Raw genomic sequence first — 16,318 nt, 5'->3', positions numbered from 1 at the left:
CCATGATCTGGGAAGTGTTCAGACAGGAGGAGTCCGGCGACGCCCACCGCCACGTCGGCAACGTCCACGCGCCCGACCGCGAGATGGCGACGCTGTTCGCGCAGGTCCAGCACGCCCGCCGGATGCAGACCAACTCGCTGTGGGTCGTCCCGCGGTCGGAGATCGGCGAGGTCGACGCCGAGGACGCCGCCTTCGGCGGCCGCACCGACAAGTCGTACCGCTGGGCGATGACGTACAACGACATCGACGCGTCGTTCGCCGAGGAGGTCGCCGACAGCGAGGCCGAACAGCGCGAGGCGGCCCGGAAGCGACGCGAGCAACTGGAGTCGGAGGGGGAGGTATGAGCGACGATCCCCGCACGGGCGACGCCGGCGACGACGCGCCCGGCAGCGACGACGCACCCGGCGGCGACGACGGGCCCGCCGCCGCCTCGCTCGACCGTGACGACCTCACTCCCGAGCAGCAGGTCGCGCTGGAGGAGCTGCTGTTCCGGCTCGCCGACGACGAGTTCGTCCACGCCGAGCGACTCACCGAGTGGCAGATATTCGCGCCGACTATCGAGTCCGATCTCGCGCTCGCTAACGTCGCGCAGGACGAGTTCGGCCACGCCCGCCTGTGGTACGACCTCCTGCAGGAACTGGGCTACACCGAGGAGGAGTGCATCTGGCGGCGTCCCGCCGGAGAGTGGACGCACGCGACGCTGGTCGAGCGCCCCTTCGACGACGACGGCTGGGGCGACGCCGTCGTCCGCACGTACCTGTACGACGTGGCCGAGCGGATCCGCCTGGAGGCGCTGGTCGACACCAGCTACGCCCCCCTCGCCGACCGCGTCGGCAAGGCGCTGGCCGAGGAGGAGTACCACCGCGAACACGCGCTGAGTTGGCTCGAGCGTCTCGCGAGCGACGACGACGCCCGCGAGCGCCTGCAGGCCGCCGTCGACGACCTGTTCGCGCACGCCCTGTCGCTGTGGTGTCCGGGCGAGCACGAGGCCGAGATCCGGGCCGCCGGGTTCCGCCGCGAGTCGCTCACGTCGATGCGCGAGGAGTGGCTCGACACGGTGGTCCCGACGCTGGAGGGGTACGGCCTCGTCGTCCCCGAGCCCGACGGGGTGGCTCGCCCGGAGGCCCGCGGCCGCGACGGGAGCCATACCGACGACTGGTTCGACCTGTACGAGGCGTTCACCGCGACGCACCGCGAGGTCGACTTCGACCGCCCCGCGCGCCTGCGGGGAGAGGAGGCGTAGATGCCGACGAACATGCCGACGGACGTGCCCGGCGGGGCCGGCGGCGACGCCGCGGACGACACGGGTGCCCCGTCCGACGCGGAGGCGTGCGCGTACACCTCCTACGAGGACGGCGAAGCGCCCGACGAGTACCCCAAGACGGGCGCGGACGCGAGCGGCGTCGAGACGGACGTGTGGGACGCGCTCTACGAGGTCGAGGATCCGGAGATGCCCGTCGGCGTCGTGGATCTCGGCCTGATCTACGGCGTGACCGTCGACGAGGGGACGGGCCGCTGTGAGGTGGAGATGACGCTCACGTACACGGGTTGTCCGGCCCGCGACATGCTCACGAACGACGTGCGCTGCGCCGCCGAGACCGCGCCGGGCGTCGAGGAGGCGGAAGTACGCCTGCGCTACACGCCGGAGTGGACCGTCGCGATGGTGACCGACGCGGGCCGGGAGGCCCTGCGCGAGTTCGGGTTGAGCGTCTGATGCGTCGGAACGCACCCGACCCGAGCGTCACCGCGGGGGCCGCCGGACGCGACGCGGACGACGACCCCGCCGAGTGCCCGTACTGCGGATCGACCGACACCGACCGCGAACACCCGAAGGGCCCGGGTCTGTGCCGGTCGATGCACTTCTGTCGCGAGTGCGGCGAGCCGTTCGAACGGTTCGGGTAGCCCTACCGGCGTGGGACGTGCGGCGGCGACCGCGGGCGCTCGTGGCCAAGAATTTTATGACTATTTGAGGGGACGATCGGACACGATGTCCGTACGAACCCCCGCCGGGCGAATTCGCTACCCGCTCGCCCTCCTCGCGGTCGTGGTCGGCGTGCTCCTGCTTGAGTCCCTCCTCGAGGTCACGCTGAACAGGTACGTCGAGACCGGATCGATGTGGCTGCCGACGATCGGAACGTTCGGAGAGACGGTGAGCGCGTACCTCCTCGCCGTGAACCTCCTCTCGACGTTCGCAATTCCCGCCGTGGCGTTCTACCTGGGCGTTCGCTACGCCCGGTCGGTCTGACCGGCGGCGACCGCTCACGCGTGCGGGTCGTCCGCCTCCGCCCGCGTCTTGATGAGGAACTTCATGTCGCCCTGCAGCACGACCGTCCCGTCCTCCTTCGTCACCTCGCAGTCGATGACGACCAGCCCGGCGTCGTCGCGGCTCTCGACGTCGTTGGTCTCCGTCACCTCCATCTCCATCGAGATGGTGTCGCCGATGAAGACGGGGTTCGGGAGGTCCATGTAGTTCATCCCGAGGAACGCCAGCGCGGTCCGCTCGACGATGCCCGTGCGGTAGACGAACCCCGTCGCCTGCACGAACGTCATCGGGCCGTGTGCGATGCGCTCGCCGAAGGCGTTCTCCTCGGCGTACTCGGCGTTCGTGTGCAGTTCGGTCCAGTCGCCCGTCAGCGCCGAGTGCATCACGAAGTCCGATTCGGTGACGGTCCGCCCGACGCTCACGAACTCCTGGCCCGCCTCGAAGTCCTCGAAGTAGTGCGGCTCGTAGCTGTATGCCATGCCGGCGACTCGTCGGATCGCGTGAAAGTCGTTTCGCGTGTCACGGCCGGTCGGGGTTGTTAAGTAACTCAGCCACAAGGTGTACCGGTATGGATCAACGGGGACGCGTCGATCCCGGCGTGCCCGGACTGGACACCGTGTTGCACGGGGGGTTCGTCCCCGAGCGTGCATACATGCTCAGCGGCGCACCGGGGACTGGGAAGACGGTCCTCGGCCTGCAGTTCCTCACCGCCGGAGAGGGATCGACGCTGTTCGTCGGCTTCGAGGAGCCCGCCGAGAACGTTCGCGCGAACGCCGAGCGCCTCGGCATCGACGCGGCGGACGTGGCGTTTCTGGACCTGAGCCCGGACGGCGACGCCTTCGACGAGGACCGCAGGTACGACGTGTTCGCCGCCGACGAGGTGGAGGCAGACGGAGTCACAGATCGGATCGCCCGAGCCGTCGACGAGCACGACCCCGACCGGGTGTTCGTCGACCCGATGACGCAGTTGCGCCACTACGTGCGCGACGACTACCAGTTCCGACGCGAGGTCGCGTCGTTCATTCGCTTTCTCACCGATCGCGGGGCGACCGTGCTGTTCTCGACCCAGCCGTCGTCGTCGGTGCCGGACGACGACCTGGAGTTCGTCTGCGACGGCACCGTCTCGCTGTCGCACGCCGAGAAGGGCCGGACGCTGGAGGTCAGGAAGTTCCGCGGCTCGGGGTTCGCGAGCGGCGTCCACACCGCCCGGATCCGGGAGGGCGGCGTCCGGGTGTACCCGCGTCTGGTCCCCGGCGACCACGCGGTCGAGTTCACCGCCGAGACCGTCTCCTCGGGCGTCGACGAACTCGACGACCTCCTGCACGGCGGCATCGACCGCGGGACCGTGACGGTGCTGTCGGGGCCCAGCGGCGTGGGAAAGACGACCACCGCGGCGAACTTCCTCGCGGAGACGGCCGCCCGCGACGAGCGGGCGGTGGCGTTCCTGTTCGAGGAGAGCGCGTCGACGTTCACGCACCGCTCGGAGGCGACCGGCCTGCCGATGCGGCGGCTCCGGGACACCGGAACTCTCGACGTGCGGGAGGTGGAGCCGCTCGGAGTCTCGCCCGACGAGTTCGCCGCGGAGGTCCGCACGGCCGTCGAGGAGGAGGGCGTCGAGACGGTGCTGATCGACGGCGTCTCCGGCTACCGGCTCTCGCTTCGCGGCGAGGACGACGACATCGTTCGCGAACTCCACGCGCTGTGTCGGTACCTCCGGAACGTTGGCGTCACGGCGATACTCGTCGACGACGTGGGGAGCGTCACCGGCGACTTCGAGGTGACGAGCGACCGCATCAGCTACCTCGCCGACACGATCGTCTTCCTCCGGTACCTGGAGCTTCAGGGCGAACTCCGGAAGGCGATCGGCGTGTTGAAAAAGCGGACGTCGGACTTCGAACGAACCCTCCGGGAGTTCCGGATCACCGACGAGGGTATCGACCTCGGCGAGCCGATGACCCGACTTCGAGGGGTCCTCTCGGGGAGTCCCGAGCTGCTCGATGAGTGAGCGCTCGGCGGCGACGAGGGTACAGCTCGTCGTCGAGGAATCGACCGACCGCGACCTGCTCCGCCGGTGGCTCGAGGACGCCGACGGCTTCGAACCGGTCGTCGCCGGCGACGGCGATCCGTTCGACGCCGCGTTCGACGTGTGCCTGCTCGACGTCGCCGGCGCTCGGGATCACGGCGGCGCGCTCGCGGTCCGCAAGCGGGGCGCGAGCACCTACCTCCCGGCGCTGTTGTACGTGCCCGAGCGGTACGGCGACCCCGAGCGAGCGCTCGCGGAGTTGCCCGACGGCGCGGTCGACGACGTGATCGCCGCCCCCGTTCGGCGGGCGGTGCTCGCGCGTCGACTCCGGTCGCTCGGGCGGGCGCGGACCTACTCGACGGAGCTGGCGGCGAGCCGGAACCGCTTCCAGCGACTCCTCACCCACCACCCGGACGGCGTGTTCGTCTGCGCCGACGGCGTGGTGTCGTACGCGAACCCGGCGGCGAGTTCGCTGTTGGGCGTTCCCGCCGAGCGACTGGAGGACACCCCGATCGTGTCGCTCGCGCTCCCGGCCGACCGCGACCGCGTCGCCGAGGCGCTCGCGACCGCCGCCGCCGGCGAGCGTGCCGGCCCGATCGAGGTGTCGCTGACGCGCTCGCTCGCGTCCGACGCCGACGGAGGGGCGGACGTCGACGACGGGGCCGACGGCGTCGGGTCGCCGGGCGTGTCGCCCGCGACCGATTCCCTGCCCGTCGAGCTGACGGCCGTGCGCGTCGACGACGACGACGTGGAGGTGCTCGTTCACGACCTCCGCGAGCACCGAGCGAACGAGCGCCAACTGTCGCTGTACGGGCGGGCGATGAACGAGGCGACCGTCGGGATCACCATCTGCGACCACACCCGTCCCGACGATCCGCTCATCTACGTCAACGAGGAGTTCGAGCGGCTCACCGGGTACGACGCCGCGGAGCTGCTCGGGCGGAACCCGCGGATGCTCCAGACGAACGCGACCGATCCCGAGCCCGTCGCCCGGATCCGTCGCGCGATCGAGAACGACGAGGAGGCGTCGGTGGTCCTGTTGAATCGCCGCAAGGACGGACGGGCCTGGTACAACGCGCTCGACATCTCGCCGGTCCGGGACGCCGACGGGGAGGTGACCCACTACCTCGGCTTCCAGCGCGACGTGACCGACCGCGTGTCGCGCAACCAGCGGCTCACCGTGCTCGATCGCGTGCTCAGACACAACGTCCGCAACCGGCTCAACGTCGTGGTCGGCTACGCCGACGAGATCGATCGGGTGCTTCGGGAGGCGCTCGCCGACGACGAGCGCGGCGCGGGGGCGGTGGACGTGGAGCGGCTCCGGGAGTCCGTCGACCGGATCGATACCGCGGCCACGGACATCCTCGACCTCTCGGACAGCGTCCGCCGCTTCCGCGAGGACGTGGTCGCCGCCCGCGAGCGCGACCCGGTCGACGCCGGCGCGATCGTGCGCGACGCGGTCACCGACGTCGCCCGAACCGACCCGACGGCGGAACTCCGGCTGTCGCTCCCGGCGGAGACCGTTCACGTCGCCGGAGCCGCGCCGATCTCGCTGGTCGCGGAGGAACTCGTCACCAACGCGGTCCAACACGGCGGCGACACGCCGGTGACCGTGTCGGTGCGCGGCGACGGCGACGAAGTCGTCCTCCGGGTCCTCGACGAGGGACCGGGGATCACCGCCGACAGCCGGGCGGCGCTCGACCGCGGCACGGAGAGCCAGACGAGACACGGGCAGGGTGTGGGGCTGTGGCTCGTCCGGTGGACGGTCGACGCCGCCGGCGGGACGGTCGACTACGCCGAGCGCGACGGCGGCGGAGCCGTCGTCACCGCGCGGTTTCCCGTGGTCGACCCCGACGCAAAGGCCGATCCCGACGGCGGCGACGGTCTCGGTTCCGATTCCGACGGCGACGGTGATCCGGCAGCGTCCGGGAACCGCCGCAACGGGACTGAGAGGTGACGACGGTTCGGAACGGCGACCGACGCCGGCGGGGGACGACCCGGCCGGTCAGCGGTCGGTCCCGGTGAGTCGGTCGTCCCAGTCGATCCACTCGTGTTCCCAGCCGCTCTTCGCGAAGTAGCCCTGATCGGAGAACTCCGCGTCCTCCCGACGGGTGCGGTTGCGGACGCCCGCGCCGGCCTCCTCGCCCTCCACGAGCAACGGCGACAGCGACACCGGACCCGCGGTGTCGACCTCGACGGCACCGCCCGAGCCGTCGGGCTCGAACGCGACGACCGTCTGGTCCGCCCCTCGCCCGCGGGGCAGCACCAGCCGACCGTCGGGCGCGAGCTGGTCGAGGAGGTCGCGGGGCGGCTCGACGGCCGCCGCCTCGACGAGCACGCGGTCGAAGGGGGCGTACGCCGGCAGGCCGCTCGCGCCGTCGGCGCGGTCGACCAGCACGGCGTCGTAGCCCGCCGCCGCGAGGTTTTGTCGGGCGTCGTACACCACCCGTCGGGAGATGTCGACGGCGTGGACGCGCCTCGCCCCGACGATCTCGGCCAGCACCGCCGCGGTGTAGCCGACGCCGACGCCGACGACGAGCGTCTCGTCGCCCTCCTCGGCCGCGAGCGCCGACAGCAGTCGCGCGACCGTCGCCGGCGCGAGCACCCGCGTTCCGCCCTGCTCGCCCGCGCGGTTCGCGTACGGGGCCTCCGCGACGAACTCCTCGCGGGGGACCGTCGTCATCGCCTCGCGGACTTCCTCCGCCGGCGCGTCACCGAGCGCGTGCTCGACGGCGTCGAGCATATCCTCGCGCAGCAGCGCCGGGTCCGGCCCGTCCATACGCGGCGTGTCGGTCTCGGCGGTAATGAGTCGTGCGCTCGTCGCCGACGCCGGAGCGGTCCGTCCGACCGACGCCCCGCGGACACCCCGGCGGCACTCGACCGATTCCCGGCGGCACCCGATCGATTCCCGCAGCCCGACCGTTCTCCGGAGCCCGACCGATTCCCGGATCCCACCACCGATCGCTCGTGCGCCGGTCGAACACACCCGGGAGAGCACTTTGCCGGCGGGGGCCGTGCGAGGATCCGATGACAAATGATCTCCGCGAAGCGGTCGCCGATCTCCCACCGAGCGCCAAACTCGTGTTCGTCGTGCTAGAGCGAGAGACCCGACTCACCCAGGCGGAGTTGGCCGAGGAGACGCTGCTCCCGCAGCGAACCGTCCGCTACGCGCTCGAGGAACTCAGGGACGCCGACGTGTTGCGCGAGGAACTGAACATCATGGACGCGCGCCAGCGCTTCTACTCTCTCGGCGACGATCACGTCGAGACCGACATCGACGGCGAGATCGGGATCGCTTCCGAGTCGTCGGCCTCCGCCCAGTAGTCGACCGGACTCGGTGGCAGTCGGCCCCTCGCAGTTGCGCCTCCGGCGACCGGTCCTCGGTTCGTCCTCCCGCGGTCAGTTCGCGGCCAGTTCCGTCGTCATGCGCTGTTCACGCGCCGTCTGAAGCGGCCGCGAAGCCGACGGGCGACAGCGACGACCGCGGCGGCCTGGACGACGGCGAACACGACGAACAGCGCCCAGAAGCCCGCGTCGCCGACGACGACGCCCAGTTCGTTGTACGCCGCGGTATCGAGCAGGAACGCCGCCGCCAGCGCCGGCCACGCGACGAGCGACGCCGCCTCCGACAGGGGCGTCGCCCGTGCGAGCGCGACGACCGCGAGCAGCGCGGCAGTCACGAGGGCGGTCACGCGGGCGAACGCGACGCGTCCGTCCGAACGGAGGGACGATCCGAGCGAGGTCATCGTTCCGATTAGGCGACCCCGACGTGAAAGTCGTACGGGCCCCGACCGCTACCCGTTCCTCAGGTGACACGCCGACGTCCGGGGCCTCGTCGCGGCCGTCACGTCGCCGCCGTCGTCGCCGACGCGTCGGTCGCGCTCGTCGTCGTCGTTGTCGCCGTCGCGGCCGTCGTCGTATCCGCGGTCGTCGCCGGCGTCACCGACGGGCGTCCGCCGGGGCGACTCGCGGACGCACACCGACTCGAACGACTCTCGGAGCAGACTCGCGGCGTCGGCCGCGTCGCCGGCGGCGGCGCGGGCGACGGCGTCGTCGAGCGCGCGCCCCGCCTCCCCGTCGGGGTCCGGGAGGTCGTACTCGGCCCGCAACGCGTCCGCGAGGGCGGTTTCGTCGTCGCCGTCGGCCGGATCGCGCAGGCCGTCGGGGTCGATCGCGCCGTCCGCGAGCGCGACGCGGAAGTCGATCACCGCACCGTACTCCTCGCTCGTGAGGCCGCTCCCTTCCGGCGGAATCACCTCCGGACAACGGGTGTGGAACCGGCACCCGTCTGGAGGGTCGGCCGGGTCGGGGACGGCCCCCGAGAGGACGTTCTCCGGCCGCCCCGCGCGGGGGTCCGGCGTCGGCACCGCCGCCGACAGCGCACGAGTGTACGGGTGGGCGGGATCGTCGAGGACGGCCGCCGTCGGCCCCGTCTCGACCACCTCGCCGGCGTACATCACCGCGACCCGGTCGCACGCCTCGCGGATCACGCTCACGTCGTGGCTGATGAACAGCATCGAGAGGTCGAAGGAGGTGCGAAGGTCCTCCAGGAGCCCCAGGATCTCCGCCTGCACCGACACGTCCAGCGCCGCCGTCGGCTCGTCGAGCACGACGAACTCGGGGTCGAGCGCGAGCGCTCGGGCGATCGAAACACGGCGCTTCTGCCCGCCGGAGAGTTCGTGCGGGTAGCGGTCGCGGTGGTCCGGGCTCAGGCCGACGCGATCGAACAGCGTCGCCACGCGCTCGCGCCGACGCCCGCGGGCGACGCCCCGGACCGACAGCGGTTCGGCCGCCGACTCGCCGACGGTCATCCGAGGATCGAGGCTGGAGGAGGGGTCCTGGAACACCATCGCCGTCCGCCGGCGGAGCTCCGAGAGCGCCTCGGAGTCGGCCCCGGCGTCGCCGGCATCGCCGGCGGCGTTCCCGTCGCGGTCGCCGCCCGCGACGAGCGTGCCGTCGAAGCGGACCGTTCCCCCGGTCGGCTCGTCCAGCCGCAACAGCGTCTCCGCGACCGTCGACTTCCCCGATCCCGACTCGCCGATGAGCCCCAGCGCCTCCCCGCGGCCGATCTCGAAGGAGACGCCGTCGACCGCGCGGACCGCGCCGGTCCGCCGGCGGAGCAGCCCCGACCGGATCGGGTAGTGACGCTCGAGGTCCTCGACGACCACCAGCGGGTCGTTCGCGGGGCGGTCGCCGTCGCCGACGCTGTCGCCGCCGGCGGTCGCGGAGTCGTTGCCGACGGCCCGTCCGGACGCGGCCTGCGCGTCCGGGTCGCGGTCGCGGCTCACGGCGCACCCCCGTCCTCGTCGAGGACGCTCGGGTCGCGGACGCCGTCGTAGAAGACGCAGGCGGCCTCGCCGCCGGCGGGGGCGTCGTACAGCGGCGGTCCCTCGCCCGAGGAACACTCCCCGACGGCGTGGGGACACCGCGGGTGGAACCGGCAGCCGTCGGGCGGGTCGCGGAGGTTCGGCGGCTCGCCGCCGATGCGCTCGCCGCCGCGACCGGGCAGCGACGCCAGCAGCGCCCGGGTGTACGGGTGCGCCGGCCGCTCGAACACCTGCCGCACGTCGCCGCGCTCCATCACGTGCCCGCCGTACATGACGACGACGCGGTCCGCGATCCCGGCGACGACGCCCAGGTCGTGGGTGACGAACAGCGTCGCCAGCCCCTCGCGCTCGCCCAGGTCGGCGAAGAGGTCGAGGATCTGCGCCTGGATCGTCACGTCGAGGGCCGTCGTCGGCTCGTCGGCGATCAGCAGGTCCGGATCCCCCGCCAGCGCCATCGCGATCGCGACGCGCTGTTTCATCCCGCCCGAGAGCTGGTGGGGGTAGTCGTCGGCGCGGTCGGCGGCGTTCGGGAGCCCGACGCGGTCGAGCAGCTCGACGGCGCGCTCGCGGGCGGCGGCGTCGCTCACCGCTCGGTGGTAGCCGACGACCTCCGCGACCTGCGCGCCGATCTCGTACACCGGATCGAGCGCCTGCTGGGGGTCCTGGAACACGTACGCGATGCGGTCGCCCCGCACCGACCGGATCTCGCGCTCGGAGCGCGAGACGAGGTCGCGGTCGTCGAAGCGCACCTCCCCGCCGACGACCTCGCCGGGCTCGTCGACGAGGCGGGCGATCGACTCGCAGGTGACGGTCTTGCCCGACCCCGACTCGCCGACGAGACACACCGTCTCGCCCGGGTACACGTCGAAGGAGACGCCGTCGACCGCGCGGACCGTCCCCTGTGCCGTCGGGAACTGCGTCCGGAGGTCCCGCACCGAGAGGAGCGGGTCCTCGTCCCCGTCGCGGGTGACGGTCCCGTCGATGTCGCTGTCGCCGGCGATGGCTCCGCCAGAGTCGCGGGCGTCGTCGTCGCCGCCGGCGTCCGCTGTCGGCGGATCGCGGCGGCTCACGCGCTCACCTCCGCGCGGGGGTCGAGCACGTCGCGCAGGGCGTCCCCGAGTACCGACATCGCGGCGACGGTGAGCACGAGCGGGACGGCGGCGAACAGGACGGTCCACCACAGCTCGGGGAACCGCGAGAAGCCGATCGCGATGGTCGACCCCCACGACTGCGCGAGGGGGTTGGTGAAGCCGAGGTAGGCGATCCCGGCCTCGACGAGCACGAGCGTCGGCATGCGGTCGGCGACCGCGGCGACGACGGTGTCGCCGACGTTCGGGACGACGTGGGTACGGACGATCGCGAGGTCGCTCATGCCGGCGTCGCGGGCGGCGCGGACGTAGCCGGCGTCGACGTGCGAGGCGGCGGCGCTGCGGACGAGTCGGGCGGTTCCGTCCCAGTCGAACAGCCCGAAGACGACGACGATCGTCACGAGGCTGCGGTTGAACGACTCCTGGACGAGCAGGACGACGAACACCGCGGGGACGACGCGCTGGAGGTCGACGTACCGCATGAGCAACGCGTCGACGCGCCCGCCGTAGTAGGCGGCGACGGTGCCGACGACGACCGCGAACGGAACGACGAGCGCGGCGGTCACGAGCGACACCTGAACGGCGACGCGCGCGCCTTCGACCATCAGGTGCACCATCCCGTTGCCGTCGACGGTGGTCCCGAGCGGGAACGTCCACGTCCCCGGACACATGTCGCCCTCGCGGGAGGCGAGGCAGTACGGGATCGTCGGCGACATCTCGACGGCGGTCCAGGCGGGCGGCTGCGCCGCCGGCACGCCGTACCGGATGTTATCGGTCGACTCGATCCCGAGCACCGACAGCGTCCACGTCCCGAACGTCGCGGCGTACCACAGGAGGAGGAGGTACGCCGCCGACGCGAGCGCCAGCGGCTTCCGGCGGAGCCGTCGCCAGTAGCGCCGCCGCAGGTCGGGCCGGCGCGCCAGCGGCACGACCAGGTACCAGGCGACGACCGCGAGCGAGGCGTAGTAGAGGTACTCGATGATCCCGGTGGCGAACCCCCAGAACGGGACGACGCCCTCCGTGGTGACGAGTTCCTCCCAGAGCCCGGCGGCCGCGAGCACGAGCCAGGTGGCGAGCAGACCGACCGTCCGCGGGGCGACCGGAAGGCGTTCGAGCGGGCCGGGATCGCCCCGGTCGACGGCGAAGCGACCGTCCTCGGGGGCCGTGCCGCCGCTCACGGTCGCACCTCCGACGACGGCGTCGACTCCCGTCGCGGACCGCGTCCGCCGCGGGCGATCGTCCGCCGCGGGCGACGACCCGGCGTGACCGCTCGGCGACCGCGTCGGCGACGCCGCGAGCGACGCCCGGACGCGTCCGGGCGAACCGCCGTCAGCAGTCGAGTGGGGACCATTGACACCTCGGGGCGACCGACCGGAGGGGCATATTCGTGACGGTGACTGAAATCGTCGGCTCAGCCACGGTACAGTTTTGTCCCTGTCGACTGGACGACACCGACATGCAGACCACGGTCCCCGCGTGGACGCCGCTCCGAGGGGGTGTCCCGCCGTGAGCCGCCGCGCGTTCCTCGCGCGACGACTGGGGTGGGCGGTGTTCGTCGTCTGGGTCGTCGTCACGGCGGCGTTCCTGGGCCTCGTGGCCGCCCCCGACCACAACCTCAGCATCCTCCAGTACGGCCTCCCGGCCGACGAGGCCCGGCAGGTGGCCGAGCAGTACCGCGAGCGCATGAACTACGACGACCCGCTGTGGGAGCGGTACGCCCACTGGATGTGGGAGCTCGGAACGCTCCAGTTCGGGCAGTCGTACGTCCAGCAGCGCCCGGTGAACGCGATCCTCGCGCCGGCGCTGAAGAACACGCTGGCGTACCTCGTGCCGGGCGTCGCGGCCGCCGGCCTCCTCGGCGTGCTCGGCGGGCTGGCCTCCTCCGTGTGGCGCGGAGCCGCCGGCCGCGTCGCCGACGCGTTCTCGCACCTCGGGGCGGCGATGCCGGCGTTCCTCCTGGCGGAGGCGCTGGCGTTCCTCGCGGCCGCGGAGGCGGACCTCCTGGTCCGCTGGGACCCCGAGTTGGGCGCGTTCGCGGGGTCGAACCGACTCGCGCTCGCGACCGCCGCAGTCGTCGTCGCCACGACGCTGGGGGCGACGCTGACGCGGTACGCGGCCGCCGAGGCCGCCGCGGTCACCGGGCGACCGTTCGTGAAGCTCGTCCGCGCCAACGGCGCGCCCCCGCGTCGGATCGCCGCGCACGTCCTGCGCAACGCGGCCCCGCCGCTGGTGTCGCTGTTCTCGATCCGGGTGCTCGCGGTGCTCCTGCTCGGCGTCTACCTCGTCGAGACGGCGCTCGGGATCCCAGGGTTCGGCGAGGTGACGCTGACGGCCATCCGCGACCGCGACATCGCGGTCGTGCTCGCGGCGACGCTCGTCACGTCGCTGTTGGGCGTCGTCGGGACGCTCATCGAGGACGTGGTGACCGCTGTGGTCGACCCGCGTACCGGCACGGAGTGAACTGCCGACGCGGACTGTACCGTCGGCGCGGAGTGAACTGTCGACGCGAAGTGAGTCGTCGACGGGGAGCGACTCCCCGGCCCCGTGGTACCGCCGGAGTTCCTCGACCGTCTCAGTCGTCGACGACGCCGATCACCGCGGTGTCCTCGGTGCCAGGTACCGACTCGATCCGAACGTCGGCCAGCCCCGCCTCGGCGAGCCAGTCGCGCACCTCGTCGGGGTCGTGTGCGCCCCCGTGCCCGGTGGCCAGTCCGCGGGCCTCGGCGGCGACGCTCGCCGCCGATCCGTCGCCGAGGGCGTCGACGGCGACGAGCGCGCCACCGGGGGACAGCAGGTCGGCAGTCACCGCGAGCGTCGCCCGCGCCTCCGCGGGGTCCATTCCGGAGAGCACGCCGCCGAGAAAGGCGAGACCGAACGACTCCTCGAGCGCCGCCGGCGTCCCGGCGTGGAGGCGGACGCGGTCGCCGTGGACCCGACCCAGCGCGTCGACGGCCGACGGCGACTCGACGAGCGTCGCGTCGAGGCCGCGGGCGGCGAACTCGCGGGCGTGAACGCCCGATCCCCCACACACGTCGACGACGGAGTCGGCGTCGGGAGCCGCGCGGACCGCGGCCGTGACCCGCGCACGGACGGTCGCCTCGTCGCTCGCGTGGTGGGCTCCGAGGGCGTTGACCTCCCACTCGGCGGGCCGCTCGGGCGGCACGCCCGTCTCCAGCGTCTCGGGCAGGCCGACGAGTTCCTCGAGGCGATCCAGTTCGTGCGGGATCGCGCCGATCGAACGCACGTCGCGCTTGGCGAGCATGCCGAGCGCGCGGTTGGTCGGCTCGTACGCGCCGTCGACCTCCTCGAACAGCCCGAGGTCCGCGAGCGCCCCGACCAGCCGGTCCGCGTCCGCGACGGAGAGGTCGGTCTCGGCGGCCACCTCGCCGGGCGTGCCGGCCGTCGAGAGCAGCGCCTCGAGCACCCCGGTCAGGCGCGCGGCCCGCACGAGCAGCAACGACCCGGTGTCGAGTCCGGTTCGCTCGTCGCTCGGCATCGTTCACCTGGCTTCGCGGGAGGGAATAAAAGGTCGTCCCTCCGCGACCGCGACGCGCCGCGGGCCGTCTCTCAGTCCCCCTCGCCGCCTCGCATCGGCACGAACCGGACGCCGCCGTGGTCCTCGCGCTCGATGCCGTCCTCGCCGACGGTCAGGCGGACGAGTCGCTGGCCGCCGAAGCGGCCGACGGCGTCGCCGACGGGCGCGACGACCCGGCCGCCCGCGCGGACCTGGTCGACTACCGCTTCGGGGATCTCGGGGGTCGCACACGTGAGGTACGCCGCGTCGTAGGGGGCGTGTTCGGACCAGCCCTCGTGGCCGTCGCCGACGCGGACGTGCACGGCGTCGTACCCCAGCCGCGAGAGCCGGTCGCGGGCCGCCGCCGCCAGTTCGGGATCGTACTCGACGGAGTAGACGCCGCCGGCGTCGGCACGGTCGCCTGCGACGAGTTCCGCCGTGACGGCGGCGTGGTAGCCGCAGCCGGTGCCGATCTCCAGCACGTCGTCGCCGGGGGCGACAGCCAGCAGCGAACACATCAGCGCCACCACCGACGGCGCGCTGATCGTCTGGTCGCCCCCGATGGGCAGCGGTCGGTCGGCGTAGGCCGCGCCGGCGTCGCGGCCGGGGACGAACTCGTGGCGGGGGACGGTCCGCAGGGCGTCGAGCGCCGCCGGATCGATCTCGCGACCGCGGAGCCGGTCGACCATGCGCTCGCGGGCCGCCTCGGTGTCCATGGCGGCGCTTCGGGGGCACGCCACAAAACGGCTGGCTCGACGCGCGACTCCCCCTCCGGCCAGCGGCTCCGAGCGCGATCACGAAGTCTCCGAGGCAGCGGTCCCGACACCCGCCGAGCCGTCGCTCACGGCTCCCGGAGCCCTTCGACGACCCCGCGGAACGCGGTCCCGTCGAGCGCGAGCGAGGCACCGGCCCACGCCGCGTACCGCGTGCCGGCCTCGCGCCACAGCGCCTCCCACGCGCCGCGCTCCTCGTCGAGGGCGGCGTAGTGAACGACCGTGTCGCGGAGGTCGATCCCCTCGCGTCGCTCGCAGGGCTGGTCGGCCGGCTCCGGCGGGATGTCGGGCGCGAGCCGGCTCCCCTCGGCGGCGGCCGTGATCCAGAGGTGGTCGCTCCCGTTCGCCCGGTTCCGGAACACGCACTCGACGGCGTCGGCGTCGGGAAACGCGAGCGCGGAGTCGAGCGCGAACACGTCGTCGCTCGCGGGGACCAGCGGCCGGGCGGGCGGGTCGCGCGAGAGCGCCGACCGCGACACCGGTCGGCTCTCGTCGTAGGGGCGCGGACCGGGATAGTCCCACAGGCCGTGGGGGACGCCGGGCGGTCGACAGCCGTAGCGGACCCAGTAGTTCAGCGCGTGAAACGGCGCGTCGCGGACGCCCCGGCTCGCGGCCGGGTCGGCGGGCTCCATCCCGGACAGCAGGTCCGCGAGTTCGTCGTCCGAGAACGTCCCGTCGGTGACCGAGGCCTCGATCTGGGCGCACTCGCGCTGGAGACACGCGCCGCGGCGGTCCTCGTAGTCCGTACCGAGCCAGCCAACCGCGTCGCCGCAGTCGACGGGCGTCGGCTCCGGCGTGCGCCACAGCGGCGCGACGCTCGCGGCCGGCGGGGCCCAGTCGTAGAGGAACTCCTTGATCCGCAGCGCCCGGTCGTCGCCGCGGACCACCGCCCGAACGCTCGAGGGGTTGCCGTCACTCCAGGGGGTCTGGCCCATGCCCGCCGCGTCGATCCCGTCGGGCCGTCCGGGGGGCTGTTCGGGGCGGTACGTCACCGTTTCGACGACGCAGTCCCGGGGGAGGGTCGTCGGCTCGTGGACGACGAAGTTCGCGCTCGACGCCGCGTCCGCGAAGCTCGTCTCCCGCGGCGTCTCGGCCGCGTCGGGATCGGTCAGGCGGGCGTAGGGGTCGGCGACGCGCCAGCTCCGTCCGCTCATCGACGACCCCCGCGTCGGACGTCCGGTCGGGAGCCTCGCGGCGGTCGGAGCCGTCGCCGTGGTCGGGACCGTCGCCGTTGGAGCCTGGGCGGTCGGGGACCGTGTCGCATGTCCGGGTCGTGATCGCGGGGGATCAAAAGCGCTCGCTGAAGCGCACTTCTATCCTCGTTCTGTCA

18 protein-coding genes are annotated in these 16,318 nt (G+C 72.8%); 9 read left to right on the top strand and 9 right to left on the bottom strand.

What is annotated here, in order from left to right; genetic code table 11:
* Positions 1 to 2: 2 nt before the first annotated feature.
* From paaB to Hbl1158_RS04270, 5 genes are all read left to right on the top strand, one after another.
* Positions 3 to 344, top strand: coding sequence for a 1,2-phenylacetyl-CoA epoxidase subunit PaaB (paaB, locus tag Hbl1158_RS04290; RefSeq protein ID WP_234298829.1), 342 nt, complete (start codon positions 3 to 5; stop codon positions 342 to 344).
* Positions 341 to 1,243, top strand: a complete 903-nt coding sequence (gene paaC / locus Hbl1158_RS04285; RefSeq protein ID WP_234298828.1) for a 1,2-phenylacetyl-CoA epoxidase subunit PaaC — start codon at positions 341 to 343, stop codon at positions 1,241 to 1,243. The genes paaB and paaC overlap by 4 nt, the downstream gene beginning before the upstream one ends.
* The gene (gene paaD / locus Hbl1158_RS04280; RefSeq protein WP_234298827.1) at positions 1,244 to 1,714 is read left to right on the top strand and encodes a 1,2-phenylacetyl-CoA epoxidase subunit PaaD; all 471 of its coding nucleotides are present in this window, start codon (positions 1,244 to 1,246) and stop codon (positions 1,712 to 1,714) included.
* Entirely contained in the window at positions 1,714 to 1,902 is a 189-nt protein-coding gene (paaE, locus tag Hbl1158_RS04275; protein WP_234298826.1) for a 1,2-phenylacetyl-CoA epoxidase subunit PaaE, read from the top strand. Before paaD ends, paaE begins: the two co-directional genes overlap by 1 nt.
* 85 nt (positions 1,903 to 1,987) lie before the next feature.
* On the top strand, positions 1,988 to 2,245 hold the full coding sequence (locus tag Hbl1158_RS04270) for a hypothetical protein (RefSeq protein ID WP_234298825.1): 258 nt from the start codon (positions 1,988 to 1,990) through the stop codon (positions 2,243 to 2,245).
* 14 nt (positions 2,246 to 2,259) lie between these two features.
* On the opposite strand, the gene Hbl1158_RS04265 is transcribed toward Hbl1158_RS04270, so the two are convergent.
* Positions 2,260 to 2,742 (bottom strand): MaoC/PaaZ C-terminal domain-containing protein, encoded by a 483-nt coding sequence (locus Hbl1158_RS04265; RefSeq protein WP_234298824.1) that lies wholly within the window; start codon positions 2,740 to 2,742, stop codon positions 2,260 to 2,262.
* Between the two features lie 89 nt (positions 2,743 to 2,831).
* Here Hbl1158_RS04265 and Hbl1158_RS04260 point away from each other — a divergent pair, with 89 nt between their 5' ends.
* Both Hbl1158_RS04260 and Hbl1158_RS04255 read left to right on the top strand, forming a co-directional pair.
* Positions 2,832 to 4,268, top strand: coding sequence for an ATPase domain-containing protein (locus Hbl1158_RS04260; protein WP_234298823.1), 1,437 nt, complete (start codon positions 2,832 to 2,834; stop codon positions 4,266 to 4,268).
* Positions 4,261 to 6,243 (top strand): PAS domain-containing protein, encoded by a 1,983-nt coding sequence (locus Hbl1158_RS04255; protein WP_234298822.1) that lies wholly within the window; start codon positions 4,261 to 4,263, stop codon positions 6,241 to 6,243. The genes Hbl1158_RS04260 and Hbl1158_RS04255 overlap by 8 nt, the downstream gene beginning before the upstream one ends.
* 48 nt (positions 6,244 to 6,291) lie before the next feature.
* On the opposite strand, the gene Hbl1158_RS04250 is transcribed toward Hbl1158_RS04255, so the two are convergent.
* Entirely contained in the window at positions 6,292 to 7,065 is a 774-nt protein-coding gene (locus Hbl1158_RS04250; RefSeq protein ID WP_234298821.1) for a protein-L-isoaspartate O-methyltransferase, read from the bottom strand.
* A 248-nt stretch (positions 7,066 to 7,313) separates the two neighbouring features.
* Here Hbl1158_RS04250 and Hbl1158_RS04245 point away from each other — a divergent pair, with 248 nt between their 5' ends.
* Positions 7,314 to 7,610, top strand: a complete 297-nt coding sequence (locus Hbl1158_RS04245) for a helix-turn-helix domain-containing protein (RefSeq protein ID WP_234298820.1) — start codon at positions 7,314 to 7,316, stop codon at positions 7,608 to 7,610.
* A 98-nt stretch (positions 7,611 to 7,708) separates the two neighbouring features.
* Here Hbl1158_RS04245 and Hbl1158_RS04240 read toward each other — a convergent pair whose 3' ends face one another.
* From Hbl1158_RS04240 to Hbl1158_RS04225, 4 genes are all read right to left on the bottom strand, one after another.
* Complete coding sequence (locus tag Hbl1158_RS04240) at positions 7,709 to 8,032, bottom strand: hypothetical protein (RefSeq protein ID WP_234298819.1); 324 nt, start codon at positions 8,030 to 8,032, stop codon at positions 7,709 to 7,711.
* Positions 8,033 to 8,080: 48 nt separating this feature from the next.
* The gene (locus tag Hbl1158_RS04235) at positions 8,081 to 9,574 is read right to left on the bottom strand and encodes an ABC transporter ATP-binding protein (RefSeq protein ID WP_234298818.1); all 1,494 of its coding nucleotides are present in this window, start codon (positions 9,572 to 9,574) and stop codon (positions 8,081 to 8,083) included.
* A complete protein-coding gene (locus Hbl1158_RS04230; RefSeq protein WP_234299468.1) occupies positions 9,571 to 10,596 on the bottom strand; it encodes an ABC transporter ATP-binding protein in 1,026 nt (341 codons plus the stop codon). Before Hbl1158_RS04230 ends, Hbl1158_RS04235 begins: the two co-directional genes overlap by 4 nt.
* 83 nt (positions 10,597 to 10,679) lie before the next feature.
* Entirely contained in the window at positions 10,680 to 11,879 is a 1,200-nt protein-coding gene (locus Hbl1158_RS04225) for an ABC transporter permease (protein ID WP_234298817.1), read from the bottom strand.
* 328 nt (positions 11,880 to 12,207) lie between these two features.
* On the opposite strand from Hbl1158_RS04225, the gene Hbl1158_RS04220 reads away from it, so the two are divergent.
* On the top strand, positions 12,208 to 13,161 hold the full coding sequence (locus Hbl1158_RS04220) for an ABC transporter permease (RefSeq protein WP_234298816.1): 954 nt from the start codon (positions 12,208 to 12,210) through the stop codon (positions 13,159 to 13,161).
* A 112-nt stretch (positions 13,162 to 13,273) separates the two neighbouring features.
* Here the strand turns inward: Hbl1158_RS04220 and Hbl1158_RS04215 are convergent, their stop codons facing one another.
* The 3 genes from Hbl1158_RS04215 to Hbl1158_RS04205 all read right to left on the bottom strand — a co-directional run bounded on the left by Hbl1158_RS04215 (position 13,274) and on the right by Hbl1158_RS04205 (position 16,142).
* Complete coding sequence (locus Hbl1158_RS04215; RefSeq protein WP_234298815.1) at positions 13,274 to 14,197, bottom strand: class I SAM-dependent methyltransferase; 924 nt, start codon at positions 14,195 to 14,197, stop codon at positions 13,274 to 13,276.
* Positions 14,198 to 14,268: 71 nt separating this feature from the next.
* Positions 14,269 to 14,931 carry a protein-L-isoaspartate(D-aspartate) O-methyltransferase gene (locus Hbl1158_RS04210; RefSeq protein ID WP_255764168.1) on the bottom strand — a complete coding sequence of 221 codons (663 nt, stop codon included), beginning with the start codon at positions 14,929 to 14,931 and terminating at the stop codon, positions 14,269 to 14,271.
* Between the two features lie 125 nt (positions 14,932 to 15,056).
* Positions 15,057 to 16,142 (bottom strand): hypothetical protein, encoded by a 1,086-nt coding sequence (locus Hbl1158_RS04205; protein WP_234298814.1) that lies wholly within the window; start codon positions 16,140 to 16,142, stop codon positions 15,057 to 15,059.
* Positions 16,143 to 16,318: the final 176 nt, after the last annotated feature.

The sequence above is a fragment of the Halobaculum sp. CBA1158 genome, from assembly GCF_021431925.1.
Taxonomy (GTDB): Archaea; Halobacteriota; Halobacteria; order Halobacteriales; family Haloferacaceae; genus Halobaculum.
Note: the sequence above shows the minus strand (reverse complement) of the source record. Positions and strands in the feature narration are given on the sequence as shown.